Raw genomic sequence first — 20,618 nt, 5'->3', positions numbered from 1 at the left:
TTTCTTTTTTGCAGAACTGCTAATCAATCCAGCTTAAAGAAGAAATAGACTACTGCGGCCCATTCTTTTTTGACTCCTTTTGCATATCCAATAGTACCGTGGCTGCTGTTTTCAACTGTTCCATCGTCTTTGATGTAGCCAATGGTGGAATGACTGCTGTTTTCTACTGTCCCATCTTTTTTTACATAACCTACCGTAGAATGGCTTTTGTTTTCGATAGTTCCGTCACTTTTGATGTAACCAATAGTGCTTCGGCTTTTATTTTCGATAGTCCCGTCATTTTTAATGTATCCCACGGTGGAGTGGCTGCTGTTTTCTATAGTTCCGTCAATTTTAATATATCCAGTGGTACTGTGACTTCCTGATTCTATAGTTTGGGCACCTACGGAAAGACCGAAGAGAAGGGAACAAAAGAATAATATTTTTTTCATATTCAATATTTTAATGAGTTATTAACTTTGGTTGATTTGATGTATTCAAAAGTATTGATTATTCTTTTATAAAGATAAAAACTTGTAAAGAAAATGATTGAAAATAAAAACCGCACGAAAGGATTCGTGCGGTAGTAAGAAGACTTTCTTTAAAATTTATATCAAATTGTATAAGTATGTATATTAAATGCTTTTTTCGGCTTCTTCTATATTATATACAACTCTACTATCTTCACTTATTAAAGGACTAAAAATATCTTTGTATTTATTAAAAGAATCTTTGTCATAATGCACAATAACCGGAAACAGCTGGCTTGCCTGATAGTATCTTTTATTTTCTAAGGCAGCCTGTATTGCCTGTTCTATTTCTTTTAAAAGTGGTCTGCAATTTTTCTTTAAAAGAAAATCTTTTAGATTGGATTCAAAAAATTTATCACCATAAATATTCAAAAAGTATGTAATATATGGATAAAGTTCTTGTTCCGTCTTTCCATTTAATGTAGCAATATATAAGGCATTTGTAATTACATCATATACATTATCTTCATTATGGAGTCTATGGGGTTCAAAACTTTCTTTTTCATCCCATTTTTCAGAAATAAACCGATCAAGTTGTTCAAATCCTTCCGGTATTGCCCACGCCAATAAAATAAGCATGGCCTGATAAGCAATATATTGATTGTCATTATGAAGAAGCAATTTTAATTGTTCAACTCTGTCTGGATCTATTTTTTCAAGGAGCTGTACTTCTTTTAAATCATATCCTTCGTTTCCTTCTTCATTATAGTGATAAAGGAGTTCGTTTATTTGGTTATTCATTTTTATTATTAATTATTTTAAAATATTAGTATGGGAACAGTCGACTTATTAAATATTTTTTTGATTGATAATAGTTTTTAATATCTATAGTTAATTAATCTTCATATAACTTGTTCATTTGTTAAGTATTGAAGCATATGTTATCTTTTTATCCCGTCAAACTTCCAATTATAAACATTAATTGAATTCTTATTTTATAATAAAGAAGTAGCATATTTTATTTATTTCCTATTGTTTGGGTAAAAGTAACATTACCTTTTTCATCTTTTTTTCGGCTGATATTATATAAATCATTATCAGCAAAATAAGGTAATATTTTTTCTTTTATGAACACTGGTACTTTTATATATTTTTCCAAATCTTCTGTACGGGTTTGACTAATAGTTTCATATCCTCTATGTTCTTCTAAGTCATTTAATTCATGTATTTTTTTAGCTTCTTGTTGATAGATTTCATATTCTTCTTCGGTAATAAAAAAGACAATACTTTTATCCGTAAATTCTGATTCTGAATCAGATTGAACTATTGCATTTTTAACTTCCGGTTCTATTATTCTCACTGTTCCCGCCCATTCATTATAAGGCAACACAATATATGATTCACCATAAAGTAATCCTATGCATATATCTTTTTCTGATTGCATTGAGCGATAGTCAAAACGAGGAGGCCATGATTCATATATATTTTCAATTTTTGGTAAAAATAAAATTTCTGGAAAATGAAGACCTAAAGTTAATTTGAAAATACCTTGCATTTTTTCTTGTCCAAAATCTTCTGAATAGAAGTGCAAATCATCTTGCTCATTTGCACTATCTGAATAATATAAGATATAATTAAACTCTTTTTTATAATTTTTCATATTGCAAGAAACTTAATACTCTATATAAAATATTCCTATTCATCATCAAATACTAAATATTCAAGGTATCGTTCATTATTTATTTCCTAAGAAACTAATGCTAAAATTACACTTTAATATGGAAGGTATTAAAATCCAGCAAAGATAATATTATCGTTTTCATCTCTTATTCTTTCTATAGAGTGAAGATCGTGCTCATCAAAGCAAGGAATAATCTTCTCTTTTATGAATACAGGAATTTTCATCCGTTTTTCTAGATCTTCTGTTCGAGTATGGCTTATAATTAAATAGTCTTTTTCTTCTTCTAAAGTATTTAGTTCTTGTATTTCTTTTGCTTCTTGTTTATAAATTTCATATTCCTGTTCACTAATAAAAAAAATAAGACTTTTATATTTAAATATCATTTCTTTTTTAGATTGAATCAAAGAATTCTTAATATCAGGTTCTAAAATTTTCACTTGTCCTGCCCACTCATTGCAAGGCATGACAACGTAAGATTCACCATATAATATTGCTTTATATATATCTTCTGCTTGTTGATTAAGATTATAGTTCGCTATAGGGGGCCAAAAATTTTCTATATTTTCAATTTTTGGTAAAAAGACTATTTCTACTCCTCCCCATCCTAAGCTTATTCCAAAAATATCTTTTACTTTCTCATTACCAAAATCCTTCGCATAATTGAATAAAATACCTGAATCTTCATTTGTAGAATCAAAGTAGCAGATAGAGTAATTAAATTCTTTTTTTATATTCATAATGTTATTATTTTAATTTATTTTCTAATTGTTTAATTTCATCGTAAATAGAACCTATATATTCTTTAATAGTTGACATCCCACTAGTACTATAGTTACTCTTTTGCAATATTTTGTCAAATTCAGCACTATATTCATTCACTCCATATTGAGCTTGCTTTAAAGAAGTATCAGAAACTTTTACCCCTGCTTTTTTCATCTCTTTTAATCGCAACAAATCTTTTAATCGATTATGATATTCTAAGATTTTAATAGCATTACTGTTTCCCTTAAATGTTGTTACAAAATTTCCATTTTCTCTCAAAAATCCTTTTGGTGTGGGTAAATTAAGTCCTTCATTAATCATTTTTTCAATCTGCATTACATGTCCATGTTCATGTAGAACTGTATTATAATCCATTTCTTTTATCAGTACAACTTCTTTTTCGTATCGGATAAATTCATCTCCTTCAGTGATAGTTCTAACCTTAACTTCAGGATCAATTTTTATCTTTCCAAAGTCCTGCTCTATAATAGTTACTTTGTATCCTAACTCTTCCATTTCATTTACTAAATTCTTAAAGTTAGGATGTAACTCCATTTGAACCGTACCGGTAGCTATGGTTTGTTCTGTTGCAACTAATCCTGGTTTTGGCCCATAATTAGTATCTCTCCAATGGCTACTTTCATTTATCCATTGAGCTTCTTGATTAGCTAGTGGTCCTAAGTTCTCATCAAATGTACGGTTTTGTGTTGAGCTAATTTTATTATTTTGTTCCTTACTTTTTAGTCCATGCGTTTTTTTATTCCCTAACGTGTGAGCTTCTTCTTTCGGCAAAATATTTTTAGAGATATTACTTTTAGTCGATTTCACATTAAAATACTCAGCAGGAATTTCACCTTTAATTAAAATCTCTTTGTCTCTGACACTGTTGTTAAGATCTCTTACAGCATCATCTACTCTTTTCTGATTTTTAGGCGTTGGACTTTCTTCAAGCCTTTTCATCGCCTGATCTATTTTAGCCTGTAGTTCCGCCTGTACCTTTTCAGGTCTCAATACCTCTACCTCACTTATTTTACCTGCAGCAATATCAGCTTCTAGCCTTTTGATATCAACTTCAATCACATTGTCTCCGTAAGTTTTACCTATACCAGGACCTTCATCTGAGAAAGAAGTATAAGGGCTTTTGCTTTTCATTGGCTCGCTTCCTCTTACGTGATCAGAAACAGTAGCACTCCCGTTTTTGTCTGCAGGAGTTAAGTTTCCTTCTTCATTAATGTGAGATTTTATCCTTCCTTCTTTTGAACCTGCAGGAGAATAAGGTCTGTTATCTTGTCTGAATATACTTTCTTCATATACATTTTCCTGCACCTGAACTGGTTTCACATCTTCTTTCTTAACATTGGATTTCCCAGGGCTTTTTTCATTTCTTACAGGCTGTTCATGCATTCTGTCAGGAACGGTCTGCTCTTCAAAAGGAAGTTGATTCAAGTTTCGGCTTGGCGGTGTTGTAGATTTTTTCTTGAAAGGTTCAGTAACCCATTCCTGTGCTTTTTTATAAGCTGTTTTAAAACGTTGAGACGCTTTAATCCATGTCTCTTTTTTGAAAACAGAGGTTATTTTTCTAGGGATAGAAACAATACTTGCTTTTATTCCATTTCTTGCGGTAATGAACATTCGCTTGCCAAAAGTTTTTGGGTTTCTTTTTGCCAGATCTTTTATTGAAGCTCCTCCTTTTTTCGAGGCTTTTCCCCCTATCATTGCCAAAATAGCCATGCCTGAATTGGCAATATCGCTTTTTAACTCTCCAGAGTTTTTAAATAAAACATCAGCCGTTTTTGCCGTATGTACATCATAAATATTTTTAATTCCGTTGAGTATATTCAATCCTAACGCTATCGCACCAATCCAGAATGTGATGGTTCCCATTGTTATGGTAGCACCTCCCAGCCAGGCAGCTAATGGTGCCAGACCACCCAGAGTGAAAATTGATCCTACGGCGGCAGCTAGTGTTAATATACCCAATATACCTGTAATGACGCCGGCTATGATAAGTACTTTATTGGCTATCCCGGCGGCTTTTTGAAGAATCATTCCTACCGGATCTTCTGAGAATCCTTTCCAACTTGTCAAATCGTCCCAAATACCACTTATAGATCCTGAAATAGCCTCTACCCATGCTTTAGGACTAAAGATTGATTCAATAAATTTACCTACATCAGTCCAGGTAATGGATGTAACGTCATTCCAAATGTCTGAAAAGGCAATAGAAATAGACATCCATAATCTTTTTAAACCAGTAATTCTATTCAGATTTTTAGTCACTAAGTTTAATGGTTTTTGTAAAGCATCTTTACGTTTGTTATTAAAGACTTCTATTTGAGAATTTCTGATGCTTTCAACATTTTGGTCAATTAAGCTTTGATGTTCTGACTGATCACTATCATAATTAGCATTTACTTCTTCTAATTTGTCTTTTAATAAATTTTGTTGATCCGGACTTAATTTTCTTAGAAAAGCTATCTGCTCATCTTCTGCTTTTAATTGTGCAAAATCTACCAACAAACGTTCTGTCTCATTAAGTTCTTTAGGGGTTTGCTGGATTTTATCTTTTTCTTTTTGTAGTAAGCTATTTCGTCCCTCAACTGTTGCCATATTGGCATAGTAAGCATGTTGAGTTTTGATAACCTCTTTTTCGATAATGTAAGAATCCAATAACATAGCATCGGCTTCCTGGTTCAATTTTTTACTTTGCGATTCTACCTGTTTCAGTTTTGGAGTAAGTTTTCCTAACTCTTTTTTCGCTTCTATATTCTTTTTAGTATCTGCAGCCAGTTTAGCTTTTGATTTTCGTATTGACGCTCTGGAAGACGTTATTTCATTCTGTATCTTTGTATTCTTACCTTTAGCTTGTTGAGCTTCCTGAGATAATTTTTGAGTTGTATTTCCTGCCTGATATACTGCTTGATTTATCGTCCCGGCGTTAGTACTTAATTCATTTAATTTTCTGGTAAGGTTTCCTGAATCAGCATTTTTTGGATCTTGATGTTTTTGAGATCCTCCGAGTAAACTTTTTGCTTCGTTATTGAAATCATTTGCTTTGGTCTTATTTTTATTATATTCCTGTTGATATACTCCTACTTCCTGCTCTACCTTTTGTTGTCTTTTTACTGAGGTTTCAAGTCCTTTTTCTAATTTTTTGATTAAAGCTTCTTTCGTTTCTATACTATCTTCTGATTTTTCTAAATCAGCGTCTGATTTTTGAATTTCTTTTTCTACTTCTTTAATCTTATTTTTGAGTGTTTTAGCTGCTTCGTTTTGAGATTTCACCTGATCTCTGGCTTCTACTCCCTGGTCCCTAAACTCCTGTGCAGCGGCAACAAGCCCAACTATGTTGATTGTCGTTTGTGCATCTGGAGCTATTTCGGCTTGCTCACTATCAACAGCCTTGTCCATTCTTGGTGTAACAACGGATTGAATATCATCCGGAATGACAACTTTTGTTTCTTTTTCTCCTTTAGTTTTTGAATTTAATTTTCTATTATTAGATTTTTTGTCATCCATAGCCCTTTCGGAACGAGGTACTTCATTTTTATCCGCAACCTTTTTTGAGGTATTGTTATTAACTTCGGATGATATTGGTTTAACTGGAGGTATTTTAATCTCAACTGCTTTCTCAATTGGCTTCTGATCTATAACTGGTTTTAACGCTTCAGATTTGCTGCTAATGTTTTTTAATGCTCCTTTTTCGCCTTCTCTTGCCGTTTTTGCAGAAGTTTCCTGATTGTTAACCATCTGACGAACTGCTGACTGCTCCTCAGGCGTCTTTGGTACATTATTTCCCGATTTAATATTATGATAATCTTGTACCTGATTAACATTCAAAGTGGCCATATAGCCTTTTTCAATTTTCTTGGTGTCCGGATGATTGATATCACCGGTTTTTGCCAGACTCTCCCGGAGTTTTTCATAATTTTTTTCCGATCCCTGCCCATAAATATCTTGTGAATCATGAACACCCGCAACGGTACCATTGAGATTAAGCAATTTATCGTTGGGGCTTTCTGATCCAGTTTTAACGGATGAATCTCCGGCCTTTTGTGTCTGTACATTTGCCACTTGCACCTCAGATAGAGGTACAACTACCCGATCTTTCGGCTTTTGCTTTTTGCTCTGGTTTTTATGGGCTTTATTGTCTATTTCTACAGGTTTTGCTGCTTTCATTGACTTAGTTTTTTTATTTCATATTATTTTAAAAGACCTATAAAGCACAACCAAACTGTTATGCTTTATAGGGTGCCTGCCGGGTTTGAAAAATCGTACCGTGTGGGTAGATTCTTTAAGAATGTCAGTAAATGGAAATGGCATTCGACTTTATGGATGAGAAACAGGCAACACTGAACCATTTCCTTTGTTTGTTCTCTTGTTTTTTTGAATTTTCAGGTTTTCAAGTTCTTACAATCACTCTCTTGGGTGATCAGTTCTGTAATGGCAGGTAGAGTTTCTTATCATCTTTTCTATTGCAATGATTTAAGCATACCTACAAGTCCATTTATGGATATAAGTTTAATTCATATCACCTTTCTTTTCTTCTTCTTCACCAGACTGTCTGTCTGTCTTCACTCCATATCGGTTTTCAATAAAAAGATTCACTGCTTTATCAATCCAGTTAGGGAGATTTGTAGTGATCATTTTCAAGAATTTATCATAACCGTAACCAAGCACAAATAATATCCCTGTTGAATACCATTTGTCATGCAACTCGGCTCTGTTCATTAAATAGCTCATTGTAAAACCTACTATCACCACTATCACCAATGTGATAAAATGCTCCCACGGCTGTTTTTTCTCTTTATTTTGTATGGAGACCAGTACCCTTAACAATCCTCCTGAAAATGCTATTGCAGTTCCGATCAAAAGGGCTTTTATACTATCCAAAGTCATTCTTTCCTATTATATTATTTATTAAAATTTTAATTTTTCAGCAACTTCCAGGTGTTTACTTATTCCTGAGAAAGGATGTACATATCATCTAAAAATTTTCTGATTTTCCGGATATTTTCACTCTCATCCGCATAAGCCAGTTCATCAATAATATCACTGATATCTCTACCTGGTTTCTTCAATTTTTCCTTATCTTTTTTCTTTTTTTTCTTTTCTTTTTTTTTCATGGCTTTTAGAATTTATTAGAATGATTTTTTAGTTTTTTTTAAAAATTGATTTCTCTTCCAATCGACTAAGGCTAAACGGTTTTCGTTTTACAATTCATGGTTCATTTAAAACAACAGAACTAAAAAGCAAAAACCGTTTTTCACCTTAATATTTTACCTGTAATTTAAATTTGAGAAAGATATCAGAGCAGCCTTTTAATCTGATGTATGGGCAGTTGAGGATCTAGCAATAACTTTGAATCCTTTTTTATCTTCTTAGAATGAATAATTTCAAGAAATGAATTATGAATACACACTATCTACAAACATTATCTTATTGATATTCACATTACAACATTAAATGGTAAGGACTGAGCTTTCTTCCGCGATCATACGTTATGGCTGAAGAATGATGTTATATATTGTTCTTTCAGACAGAAACAACATTTCCATCAGCTCATTGACAATCACTTTCATCTGTTTATCCTGATTACGTCTTACATAATCAATGACAAAATCTTTTCTTTTTTCGACTAATTCTTTACTACGTTTCATATTCTATGGTTAAAAGTTTTTTGGTTTAAAAGTTTTTTTTGTATCAGACAGGCTTCCTTCTCTTACCTGTTGACCGTTTCATAAAGTCATAAGAATCCCTAAAGACGAATATTCCGCCTCTTAAAAAGATGTCTAATTCAATTAATTTTGTTTTTTTAGAAGCCGGTACCAGGTATTTCCCAATAAAAAATCTTACCCTGACTTCTTTATTCTAAATTTCATTTGCTCTCTCAGGATGTATTAGCAACTTTACTGACAACTATAATTAATCGATATTTTATATGTTGAAGAGTAGTGTTTTTCTACATTTTAGGCTTGTTTTTTATTTTCAGGAAAAAACAAAGAGCAAAATGATTGCTTTATTCAGATATCAATCAAAAAATAAACGCATTTTTATCATCAATTAAACAATACAAAAACGAACAAAATTCAAATAAAACAATATTAAAAACGCAATTTTTACACTTTATAGATTATTTAAAATTTCCTTATTCCAACTTGCTCCGGATAAAGCAAAAAATAAAAATATCTATCTATTAAATACAATATATATAAAATAAATTTTCAACTTGCTTAATTACACGTAATTACAAACAAAAACAATATTTCAAAATATTAAAAAAATATTAAATTTTAAATATAATTTTGTACATTTGTACTGTTCCATCTTAACGACGAAACAAATATACGAACATTGTTCGTTTTTCAAAATAAAAAACGAACATTTTATTCATTTTTTTTACAAATAACTATAAACATATCAAAATGAACTATTTAGAATTCAAAGAAATCAGAAAGAAACTAAACATGAAGCAGGCTGATATAGCAAAATCTATAGGAGTAGGCACCAGAGCCGTGCAGTATTGGGAAAAAGGCGAACGAAAAATACCGGAAACAACCGCTTACTTTGTAACCAATTTACTATTAAAGCAACAGGAACTCAATGATGACAGTGCGTCTCCGGTTGTTTTTTCAGATTTAAAGATCATGCATGTTCCATTGGCGAATCAATATGCACAAGCCGGTTATCTGAGTAATTTTGCTGATGAAGAATATATAGAAAGCTTACCGACTATTCCTTTTACGGATGATGTAGAGCACAGAGGTGAATACATGTGTTTTGAAGTGAAAGGAGACAGCATGGATAACGGATCGTATGAAAGTTATCTGGAAGGTGACATTATCTTATGCAGAAACATCAGACAGGATTACTGGATGAGTAAACTGCATTATGATAAGTGGGATTTTGTAATCGTTCACAAAGAGAAAGGAATTTTAGTAAAACGAATCGTAAACCACGATGTTGAGAAAGGCCTTATCACTCTTCATTCTCTGAATGAATATTATGAAGATTTCGAGATCCACCTTAAGGATGTTGCGAAACTGTTCAATATTATAAGTACCAGACGTAAAAACAACAGAAGATAATTGCCTGAGTGAATAAAATCCTCAATTTCTTGAGGATTTTATTGGGGCATTTCAGATCATCACCATAAGATATTCTAACAGCTCACTTTGTCTTCAATACTTATTATTGTAGCATTTTCAGGATCTACCCTATAAATTAACCTTGGGTTAAAACCTGAATTAGAACTTAGAAATCTTATCCATCTGATCCCACTTCTTTTGAAGCTTTCGGGTGCATTTGGCTCAAATTCTTTTATGTTTGTAGGTGTTGCAACCATACCATTAGTCAAGTAAATCAATGTTCCTATATCTGGTAAAGAAGGTTTCAAAATTACTTTCGTTTTCCAGGCGGGGTCTGTCCCGTTGCAAAGAGAATCTGGATTCAGATCATCTATACCAGACAAGCAGTAGGCTTCTACTGTACCTCTCCATTCTTTAGAATCAAACTGAACAGCATCTGACCATTCCGAAATTCCCTCTGGTTTACAATACTTTCTTATTCTTATATATAACTTAGTATTATCAGGAATTTTCCCATTTTTCATATCAATATTTTCAAATTGGGTATACGCTGTATCACTGAAACCTACCTTTGTATAAATAATGTCTGTAAAGTCAGGGTCTTTTGCTATCTGATATTCCAATGTTGCAAGATTGGTGGTATCATCAACCCAGTAGTTCATTACGATCTGGCCATCATCCAGCACTTTTATATCATAGATCTTAGGAACATAGCAAGTAGAAGAAGAGTTGCACCTTCCAACGTTCAAGAAAAACTCTCTCTTAGTAACAATTTCACCTACAGCCAGTTTCACTTCCAATTCGTATGTGCCTGGAGTTTGAATATCATTTTGAATATCATTAAGCTTTATTGCATTACCAGTTGCAACCAATTGCTTTATATCATGGGTAGGTCCCGGCGGATTTAAATAAGTCACAGTCGCCGCTGTTAGTGGCAATGAAGATTCATATCCTATTTTGAATGAAACATCACATTTTGCTGCTGCCATTATATTATGTTTTTATTGTTAATATTATATTTTCATTAATACCTAAGGGGTGCTTACATCATTTTAAAGAAAAAACACCCCATGATATTAGATTAGGTTTAATCTCAATACACTGTTACAGTTGTTGTATCAATACTAAATGCATCACTATTAGCATCTTTAACCAGAAGCTGGAACTTATAGTTACCGGCAACTAAATCTTCAACTACCAGGTCTCCGCTAGCAGGGTCAGTAATTAGCTTCACATCCGGACCTTCTAATTTGCTCCAGAAGTATAGAAGTACCGGCGCTCCGTCACCAGATCCTTTTAGTCCAAATCTCCCCAGCTCTAAAGAAAACCTCAGGTCTTTCGCTCCGGCATCAGCTTTAATAATCGGCAGAGTGGCAGGACAGCAGTTTACACTATCTGATAAGTCTATCTTTTTGATCGCAACGTACCAATCTCTTATTGTAATGGTTTGAGTACATTCACCGTTACTCACCTTCACATTGATCACCGGGATATTTTTTGGATCTACATTCATCAATGTATAACTCATATTTCCATTAGCATCCGGCTGAGAGAGCGGGTTACCATCTACACTGTAAGTATAGTTTGTAAAGCCTGGACCTGAAACAACGAAGTTTACTTTTGTTTCATTTGAATTACCAGCCGGATAATCAACAGACTTAACAGATATCCCAACCTTCGGTGTTGAAATAACCCTAATAGTGCAGTTGGTTTGTTTTCCGTTTACAGTAAAGGTAATTACCTGACCATGTAATGCAGGATTCACCAGGTTCGGATTGAAGGAATACCCCCCGGCACCGGATACAACACTAGCTTCAGCACCAGCACTAGCTGCTACAACTCCATTACCGGGTACTACGTTAAAAGGAATAGACCCGGATTCAGAACAAATAGAACTCACCGGCAAACTTAATTGAACCGGAGCATCATACCAGCCTCTTATAGTCGTGTATTGAGAGCATCCTCCTCCAGTCACATTCACTCCTATCACCGGAATATTTTTCGGATCCAGATTAGAATATTTATAACTTATCTTACCATTTATAGGTTTTGGAGGAGTAAACTGTCCGGTGCCCAGGAAATCCCATTCGTACATATATTCTGTAAAGTAGGGTCCGGAAACGTCAATGTTTATTGTTGTTTCTGTTGATCCGTTAGCTGGATAATCAACAGTATAATTAATATTAACTTTTGGCGGTGGAATAACTTTAATACGGCAGTTGGTTGATTTATCGTTTACAGTAAATGTAATGTACTGACCATACAAAGCAGAATTCACTGCATTTGGATTGAAGGAATAGCTACCATTGCCGGACACAACACTGGCTTCAGCACCAGCACTGGCTTTCACAATCCCATCCGTAGGGAATAGATCAATAAAAGGTATAGAATCTGATACAGAACAAATAATATCAGTTGCTAAACTTAAACGAACCGGAGCATCGTGCCAGTCTCTTATTGTAACGTCCTGGGTACATCCGCTGCCATCTACTTTTACTCTTATTGCCGGAATATTTTTAAGATCCAGATTGTAATACTTGTAACTCACAAATCCATTTGCATCCGGCTTTATCGGAACCCAAACGTCAGTTCCAAGGAAATCCCAGCTGTACGTATAGTCTGCAAAGTTTGCTCCGGAAACTTTAATGTTTACTATTGTTGCTGTTGAGTCTCCTCCAGGATAAATGACAGGTTCTACAACTTCTACTTTAATATCCGGTTCTGAAATCACCTTAATGCTGCAATCTGTAGCTTTTCCATTTACAGTAAATGTAATTTCCTGGCCATAGAACTGAGCATCCACAGCCTTCGGATCGAAGACATATTGCCCATTGATGATTTTCACACCATCACCAACACTTGCTTTGATCACTCCATTCATAGGGGATACTGTAAAAGGTATAGGACTGGATTCAGCACAGATAACAGAAGTTGGCAAACTTAATTTGATGATCGCTTTTGGAGTACAACAGATGTATGGAAGTGAAAAGTCTGCAATAACTTTTGGATTTTTTATGGAATCATACACCATAATAAAAGTACCTTTTCTTTCAACGCCTCGTTTATGCTCTAATCCTGAGTTCTTTTCTACGTATTCATTGAAATAAGCTTTTGTCAGATCTTTATTTCCTTTTATTTCTTCTAAAGACAAAAGCATGATATCAAATCCCAGCTGCTGCTTATCCTTGATTTCCTTTATCTGTTCAAAAGCCTTTTGATAATCCATCCCCTGATGACCTTCAATATTATAAAATGAATAGTTATCTATATTGAGATTTAATGGACTTACTTGTTCGGAATTTCCTATTAACACCCAATCCGTATCAAATGTCAGATTATTGCTAGATGACCGATTGCTTGTCTTATCAAAATTCCATGTTTTTAAAAACTCTTCTGTAACATGATAGTAAAAAGGAACTGCCTTATTGCCCAGAGGATTTAATTTTTGCGAAGGGGTAATTTTAACCCGTTCTTTATTTTTAATAATAGTATCAGGATCAAAACTTCCCACTTGCTGATTAAAACGATTAATTAAGGTTTTAACTTTTTGAGTTGCTTTTTCATCATCTAAAGCAGGAGAATTATAAAACTGATGTCTTGAGGAATCCAATTGAATATCTGATATTAGTTTTCCCAGCATGATATGTTTAGGAAAAGAAGCAAAATCCGGGAAACATTTAGTAAATGCTTTAGGAAGTAATTCTACAATTTCAGAATAGGTATCCATCAAATCCTTTATCACATCATAAGTATACTGAAAACCTGTTTCCTGATTAATAACTCTGTCTATTGACGCTTTAAACACGTCATAGCTAGCACTTGAAACACCTAGAATTTTGGCGATTGCTGCTGTTTTTTCAAAAACACTCTTCCCGTAATCAGCTTTATCTACCGCCTTGATATATACATTTTTTAAATCAGAGACTTTCAGCTTATTTTCTGAAACAAAACGCTCTAAAATAATCCGGTTTTGCTTTACAGGCTCCAAAATATCCTCTATAAACAAAGGATGAGGCTGAAGGTGATCTTTTCTTTTGGGCTTAACCTCACCTGTTACGGGGTCAGGCAGAGAAAAACCATCTTCTCCAAGAATGTGAGTGATACCACTTGCTGTAGTAACTAATACTTTAAGGTTTCTAATCTGCTGTATTCCATGATTATCACAGTCAACGCCTCTACAAGGTTTCACTTCTTTTTCATAATCCTCCAAATACAGCAGTAGGTATTTGTCTTCTAAATTTGTAAGATTATTAATAGACTGAAAATCAGATTTTGCTTCCTGAGCTGTTGCCAGTTCCCATAGTTCAATCTGCTCGTTCCCTTCGTAAAATGCAGGATATTTTACTTTAAAATTATCGTATACTTTAAAATGGGTAAAGTTTTTATTTTTCAGATCAACTGTCTTCAGATCACTCATGTACAAGTCTTCACTCGTCTTGCTGGTATTATTCAGGGTTAGTAAATCTCCATCAGTTGTAATTGCGGCTCCCTGGGAAAGCTCTATGCTGTCTAAAAGTCTGTTTTTATAAATAAGTTTTGGCTTAAGCCCACATACAACACCTACCCCTTGCAGCAATACTCTGGACAAACGGTCCTGATCTTCGAAAGAGTCCAGAAACTCATTGAACTGATCAGGATCTTCCAGATACTGTCCTTTACTGAACTTTCGATATTGAACGGTTATATTACTTAATTGATTATTCATTATTGTTCATTTTTAATGATTTATTAAGGTCTTTTAATAAACTTCATAGACAATTCAAACTGTCTATGAAGTTATTATCTGACTATTATTTTGTCACTCCTGTACAAGGGTTTATTTTTAGGAAATTCCCGTTTGGATATCCTTTATAAATAGGAACTGTAGCGTTTGCTAAGTAAATTTCCGTATAAGCAACATCCTGGTGGCAACCAGTAGGTGGTCTGTTATTAACAGGTAAAGCACATTCAAGAGAAAACTCTACAAAACCATCCAATGATTGTGATGCCATTTGCTTAGCTTCAGCCTGAGTAATGATAATTTCATTATATCTGCTCAGCGCAGGAGTACCTGGTTTATGGTTACCTCTATCCTGATTACCTCCTGTATTACTTAAATGGATATTTCCAATAAAGCCAGGGTATGGATTGACCCCTCCTATTACAATATCATTTCCTTTTAAGTTGAAAGTAGCATCATTACAAACGTGACCCTGGTCTACATCGTCTCTGTACTGAATAACCACTCTCATTCCACTTAAACATGCAATCGTAGACTGACCTTTTAATTTTAGCGGAGCTAATCTGTACACATTACTACAGCCATTAGCATTGGTTACTGTAAGTGTTGGATTGAAAGTTTTTTCCTGTCCTGCAACAAGCTTATACACATGAACTTTTTTATTAGTTGGAGCCTCATTATGTACGATTGGAGTACCATCATCAAAATTCCAGGTAAATGTAACCCCTGTAAAGTCACCGGTAACATTAAATTCAACCGTAGCATCCGGATTGTTTGCATTTTCGTCCATCGTAGGAGCGTCATAACTCACTGTACCTGTAGTAACAGATACGTTTGGCTGTGCATACACAATCATCTGTGCTTCCACTGGATCATCATTCACGGTAAATGTAATCGTTTGTCCAAAATAAGTTGCGTTAACCAGACTAGGATCGAAGAAGCTTTGACCTCCTGATTGTGTAACTGCAGGAATCGGAGTACCATTCACAAATGCTTTTACCTGTCCGTCCAGCGGAACAATGGTCATTGCAATAGGAGCATCTTTCTGACACAGTTTGTTTTTCGGTAATGATAAGAATGCAGGATCCTTTTTAGAACAGCATAGGTAAGGCAGTGAAAAATCTGCAAGAACCTGATTTTCAGCTTCCGAGTAGTAAATCAACGCAAAAGTTCCGCCCGGTTCTACTCCTGCCATATGTTCCAAGCCTGATTTCCTTTCTAAAAATTCGCTTAAAAGTTCACTTACAACATCGTCTTTTTTAGGATCTTGCTTTACAACGGTAATTCCTTCGGATGATCCTTCTTTTGAAAATTCAGCCTGGTTCAGCAATCTTAGCTGTTCATCCAGTTTAGAGATGTTCAGTAAAGTATTTTGTGAATTGAGTGTTCTGTTGCTGACATCGCTGGAAATAGATACCAACTGTTTTCTCAATTCTTCTATGGATACTGTTTTTTCTCTGATTGGCGGCTCCCCACCAGGTTTTTCACCTTTATTCAGGACCAATGCAATGACATCAAAAGCTAATCCGTATTGGGTTTTAAGATCATTGATGTTTTGCAATGCTGTTTTATAAGGCATTCCCAGGTGACCTTCAATTCTATAAAAATCGTTATTGTCAATGTTATAATTCAGTGGATTCTGAATAAAGTCTTCTCCTGCTAAGTTGGCTGTGTGATAGCTTAAATTATAAGCTGCCCTATCGGTTTTTGTTTTTTCAAAGTTCCATTGCGCCAATAAGGATTTATCTACGTTATAGTAATATGGTATTGCTTTATTACCCAATCTTACATTCAGATTTGAAGGGGTAATTTTAATGCGCCCGATATAGGATTGAAATCCATTGACTTTCTGCACAAAACGGTTGGCAAGCATTACCACTCTTTCATAATTCTCGTCATCACTGGTCGTAACCGGTGAATTATAAAAACCGTGGCGTAAAGGGGTATATCCTCCTAATTCCTGCTTTGCTCCGACATTTCCCAACATAAGGTGTTTAGGGAATGAAGCAATATCCGGACAGCATTCAGCATTGAGATGCAGAATCAATCCTTTTATTTCATTATAGGTATCAATCAGATCCTTTAATAAATCATATCGGTACTGATAATCTTCTAAGCCTGGAGAAGTGTTTGACAGTAAAGGATTCAATTTGTCAAAGAGTGTCTGTCCTCCCAGATTCATGTTTACATTAAAAGTTGCTGCAATGGAAGTAAAGCCGTCACTTAATTCTGCAACAGTACTGATGGCACCCTGAAATTTTGTTTTTAGCTGTGGTGCTGTTTTAACGAGTGTATCCAGAATAACTCTTTTGGCTTCTATGTTCGGTAAACTGTCAAAAAGCTTTTCATAAAAATTATGTTGTTTATAGATCGTATCTTTTGCATCACCTTTCGCAATAAGCTCTGAAACAGATGCTGTATCTGCAAGAAGCACTTTAAGATTAGAAACCTGCTCAGCTCCGTTATTGTCACAATCAGCATCCTGACATGGATTCTCATCATTGGAATAACTTTCTAAATACAGAATTACAACTTTATCACTTAGTGAAAGACTTATATCCAGTACCGGCTTAAAATCTCCGGCATTAGCACCTCCGTCTACCAGCTTTCTGTACTCTTGTGTTGTAAATAATTCTAAAAGAGGAATTTGCTGACCTCCGATACGAAAATGCTCATATCCTACAACATCAACATAATTTCTGTAGTATCTGTAATTATTAGCCTTGAAGTCAATGATAGCCTCTGAATTTTTGCTTCCTGCCTGGCGCAGTGTTATTAAGTCTCCATCGGTAGTAACACCGGCTCCCTGTGTAACTGCAATTGTATCAAAGGGAAGCTCAAGATCTCTATCTCCGGGTCTGGATGTTTTTTCCGCTAAGGTAGGTGAGATTTCAAGTTCCACATAATTCGATTGAAAACCACACACAATTCCTACGCCGCTCAGACGGGTTCTTGATAGTCTGTCCTGATCTTCAAAATAATCTATAAATTCGTTTAATTGCCCTTCTGTTAACGCCTGATTGTCGTTGAACTTTCTATATTGGGTTGTTACATTGTCTAATTTAGTATTCATTATTTTTCAATTTTTTTTGATAAGTTGGATTGTCCTAATATGATTTTTCCGTCCAGAATATCACTATCACTGGCATCGCAGTCCAAAAGCCTTCCCGGTCGATAGATATTATTCAAATGGCTAAGAGCGGTCAATAAATCCGTAATGCTGTTTCCGAGATTCAGAATATTGTTTCTTGACTTATCTAAAAGGTATTTTTTAAATGCTGCTTCAAATTCAGCCAAATCATTCTGAGCAGTTTGTTTTTCACTCAAACGATCTCCCACCCAGCAGATTTTCGCTAAAATATGAGCCGGAATTTCCTGCCTGATAACGGTTTCTGCATAGCGTCTGAAATCAGGATCCTGAAAACGGTAAGCAAAGCCGGGAAGGACAACACTTACTCTGTAGGAATAAGGATCAAAAACATCTGTTTCACAACCTTCTTCACAGGAAGACATAAAGGCTTCCGAATATTCTATCGGATCTGTTGTCGGGTTTTCTTCTTCAAGATCATACATGATTCTGAAAGTACCTCCAACAGACATACAGCCAATACCTCCCATAAGTTTATAATCCTTAGTAGTTGGCTTTAATAATAAATGCTCAACAAGGAAAATACCTTCTTCTGTAAATTCGTATTTGAAATAATTGATCGTCTCTTCAATTCCTTTTTTCAGGTCTTTCAATTCTGAATAAGGATTGGTTTTTTTGTGAACAGCAATAACATTTTTCTCGTCATCCAGAATCTCAAAATAATAGTTACCTCCTAATGAAACACGGATTTTTATATTCCCAATTAAACAGTAATCCTTTTCACAATTTTTCAGTTTTTCTAATGTTTCTTCCGGCTTTTTCTCATCCAGTCTGGCTAATGCATTTTCAAGATCTTCCTGATCAATCTGAATGGTTTGATAAATAGCTTCATTCAGATTTTTGATTGCAATATGCTCAGTCGTGTAGCTGTTTACAGAGGATAAAACAATATTGTTAGCGATATCTTTTATTTTCCAGGTATATGTTTTTTTACCTGCATTGTCTATTGTTTCAATGATGGATACCGGCGACTGGGATAAGTTTCTCTGGGTATAATCTTTAATTCCCAGCAAACGGGCAATTCTTTTCTGAACACCGGAAATATTACTGGTATTCCACAGATCTGAATCTCCGATCAGGGTATAATTATAGCCTAATCCTCTGTCCTTACTTAATGAAGAATACTCTTTTAAGAAGTTTTCTTTATTGCCTAAAACAATTTCATCGGTAGATTTTCCATACAGTGATTTCATCAAGAAGGTATAGTCGCTGAATGTTTCAGCAAAACGGGAGATCAGATGGTCCAACACTTCATTTCGGCGTTCCACACTGTTATCCAACTCTTTATACAATGAATCTGTAAGCTGATCTTCATTTTCTGTATCATAGTCAGAAACCAGTTCATCAAAGCCTTTAATATTTTTAAGAGTCTGTGTAAAAAAGGTTCTTTTTAACTTACCATTGATGCTCAATATTTCTTTTATTTTTTCAAGGTGTTTGAAATATCCGGCAAGGATCTGATCAAAAAACAGTAAATACCCTTTCATCTGTTTGGCCAGAGCTTCTCTTTCCGGAGATTGATTTCCGATAATTCCTGATTCTCCTACTCCATAGGTATCCGGGAATTCATTCAGAATAGTAGCGTAGTTCGCAATATCATATGAAGTTCCCTTTGGTAAAGCCAATTCTTTATTCTGTCTTGCATCATCTCTAAGTACTTCTTCTTCTCTTTTAAGAGTCTCCAGGTAATCCTGAACCTTTTTGTCATTGATATTTAATGGAAGAGATCCTTTACTGTAACTGAATGAACTCAGCTCGCACAGTTCCGGTTTTCTGCCCTTTTCAATACAGATCAGCCAATCGTTATTCTGTTTGATGATATTATCACAGCCTGCAATAGAAACGTCATGAATTTCTTTAACCCCTTCAATCTTCATGATTTCACTGATAATATCAGAAAGACGAACTTCTGTTCTTAACTGGCTGTTTTTAAGCTCTTCGGTATCAATAAAGCCGTTATCCAAAAGAGGTCCTTCAAAGATCTGATCTGTCGTAAGACCTTTATCAAGCATTTGCTTCAGTGAATAAAAATGAACTTCCGGAGACAGATAATTATTGATAGCTCTGATTACTTTGGCATGCACCAGCTCTTCATCTGCTTTGCTGACAAGTCCGATACGGGCACATACTGCCACTTTCTGGATTTCAACTTCTTTAATTTCTGCCAGATCTTCACAAAGGCTTCTGTTGGCGTGGTAACTGTCTAATATTTTGATATTAACATTAGATTTTTCACACCCTATTCCATCTGTATCAATATCTTCAGCATAATCTACATAAAGGTCATACAATCCTTTTACGGTAAAGCTTTCTGTTTTATCTCCGATAGGTTTAAAGTCTAAATCCCCGGTTTTACAATCAACGTATAATTTTTCATTTTTAGGAACTAACCAACAGTTACGGATCGGTCTTATAAGACTTCCTGCCATGTTGATATCTATGAACAGCTTTCTGTAATCCAGCTCGTTTAAAGGTCTTGACGGTAAAATTTCTGCAGCGTTTAAAAACTGAGTATGAATGTCTGTTTTTACATCATCAGATGCTAAGATATCTTCCATGTTCAGGTTCATCCTCATCCCAAGATCTGTTATGGCATAGCTTAGAACTTCCAAAGTGGTGATCCCGGGATCATGAGAGTTATAATCGGTCCAGAGTTTTCCTCCTAACTTTTCTATGTATTCAATCCCTGTTTTGCGTAGAAAATGAAAATCTGTCTGATCTCCGGTTTCTATATTTTTTGATATACTAATATGTTTATTTTCTGACATGA

Annotated in this window: 13 protein-coding genes; 1 reads left to right on the top strand and 12 read right to left on the bottom strand. The window is 34.6% G+C overall.

The annotated features are described in order from the left end of the window. Positions 1-23: 23 nt before the first annotated feature. From LC457_RS09360 to LC457_RS09325, 8 genes are all read right to left on the bottom strand, one after another. The gene (locus LC457_RS09360; RefSeq protein WP_223599598.1) at positions 24-431 is read right to left on the bottom strand and encodes a 5-fold beta-flower protein; all 408 of its coding nucleotides are present in this window, start codon (positions 429-431) and stop codon (positions 24-26) included. A gap of 183 nt (positions 432-614) precedes the next feature. After that, positions 615-1,250 carry a hypothetical protein gene (locus tag LC457_RS09355; protein ID WP_223599597.1) on the bottom strand — a complete coding sequence of 212 codons (636 nt, stop codon included), beginning with the start codon at positions 1,248-1,250 and terminating at the stop codon, positions 615-617. Positions 1,251-1,467: 217 nt separating this feature from the next. After that, the gene (locus tag LC457_RS09350) at positions 1,468-2,109 is read right to left on the bottom strand and encodes a hypothetical protein (protein WP_223599596.1); all 642 of its coding nucleotides are present in this window, start codon (positions 2,107-2,109) and stop codon (positions 1,468-1,470) included. A 128-nt stretch (positions 2,110-2,237) separates the two neighbouring features. Further along, positions 2,238-2,867: a hypothetical protein gene (locus LC457_RS09345; RefSeq protein ID WP_223599595.1), complete on the bottom strand. Its 630-nt coding sequence runs from the start codon at positions 2,865-2,867 to the stop codon at positions 2,238-2,240. 7 nt (positions 2,868-2,874) lie between these two features. Continuing rightward, entirely contained in the window at positions 2,875-7,071 is a 4,197-nt protein-coding gene (locus LC457_RS09340) for a hypothetical protein (RefSeq protein ID WP_223599594.1), read from the bottom strand. 342 nt (positions 7,072-7,413) lie between these two features. Next, the gene (locus LC457_RS09335) at positions 7,414-7,791 is read right to left on the bottom strand and encodes a hypothetical protein (protein WP_223599593.1); all 378 of its coding nucleotides are present in this window, start codon (positions 7,789-7,791) and stop codon (positions 7,414-7,416) included. 59 nt (positions 7,792-7,850) lie between these two features. After that, positions 7,851-8,018, bottom strand: a complete 168-nt coding sequence (locus tag LC457_RS09330; RefSeq protein WP_156118455.1) for a hypothetical protein — start codon at positions 8,016-8,018, stop codon at positions 7,851-7,853. A 375-nt stretch (positions 8,019-8,393) separates the two neighbouring features. Further along, entirely contained in the window at positions 8,394-8,552 is a 159-nt protein-coding gene (locus tag LC457_RS09325) for a hypothetical protein (RefSeq protein ID WP_156118456.1), read from the bottom strand. A 765-nt stretch (positions 8,553-9,317) separates the two neighbouring features. Here LC457_RS09325 and LC457_RS09320 point away from each other — a divergent pair. Continuing rightward, entirely contained in the window at positions 9,318-9,980 is a 663-nt protein-coding gene (locus tag LC457_RS09320; RefSeq protein WP_047421519.1) for a S24 family peptidase, read from the top strand. A gap of 74 nt (positions 9,981-10,054) precedes the next feature. On the opposite strand, the gene LC457_RS09315 is transcribed toward LC457_RS09320, so the two are convergent. The 4 genes from LC457_RS09315 to LC457_RS09300 all read right to left on the bottom strand — a co-directional run bounded on the left by LC457_RS09315 (position 10,055) and on the right by LC457_RS09300 (position 20,616). Continuing rightward, positions 10,055-10,969 carry a hypothetical protein gene (locus tag LC457_RS09315; protein WP_223599592.1) on the bottom strand — a complete coding sequence of 305 codons (915 nt, stop codon included), beginning with the start codon at positions 10,967-10,969 and terminating at the stop codon, positions 10,055-10,057. A 104-nt stretch (positions 10,970-11,073) separates the two neighbouring features. Beyond that, complete coding sequence (locus tag LC457_RS09310) at positions 11,074-14,685, bottom strand: hypothetical protein (protein WP_223599591.1); 3,612 nt, start codon at positions 14,683-14,685, stop codon at positions 11,074-11,076. A gap of 85 nt (positions 14,686-14,770) precedes the next feature. Further along, the gene (locus LC457_RS09305; RefSeq protein WP_223599590.1) at positions 14,771-17,773 is read right to left on the bottom strand and encodes a PKD domain-containing protein; all 3,003 of its coding nucleotides are present in this window, start codon (positions 17,771-17,773) and stop codon (positions 14,771-14,773) included. Beyond that, on the bottom strand, positions 17,773-20,616 hold the full coding sequence (locus tag LC457_RS09300; protein WP_223599589.1) for a hypothetical protein: 2,844 nt from the start codon (positions 20,614-20,616) through the stop codon (positions 17,773-17,775). Before LC457_RS09300 ends, LC457_RS09305 begins: the two co-directional genes overlap by 1 nt. Between the last annotated feature and the right edge of the window lie 2 nt (positions 20,617-20,618).

It is taken from the genome of Chryseobacterium sp. GVT01B (genome assembly GCF_019970045.1).
Classification (GTDB): domain Bacteria; phylum Bacteroidota; class Bacteroidia; order Flavobacteriales; family Weeksellaceae; genus Chryseobacterium.
The sequence above is the reverse complement of the archived record's forward strand: the minus strand, read 5'-3'. Positions and strand labels throughout refer to the sequence as shown.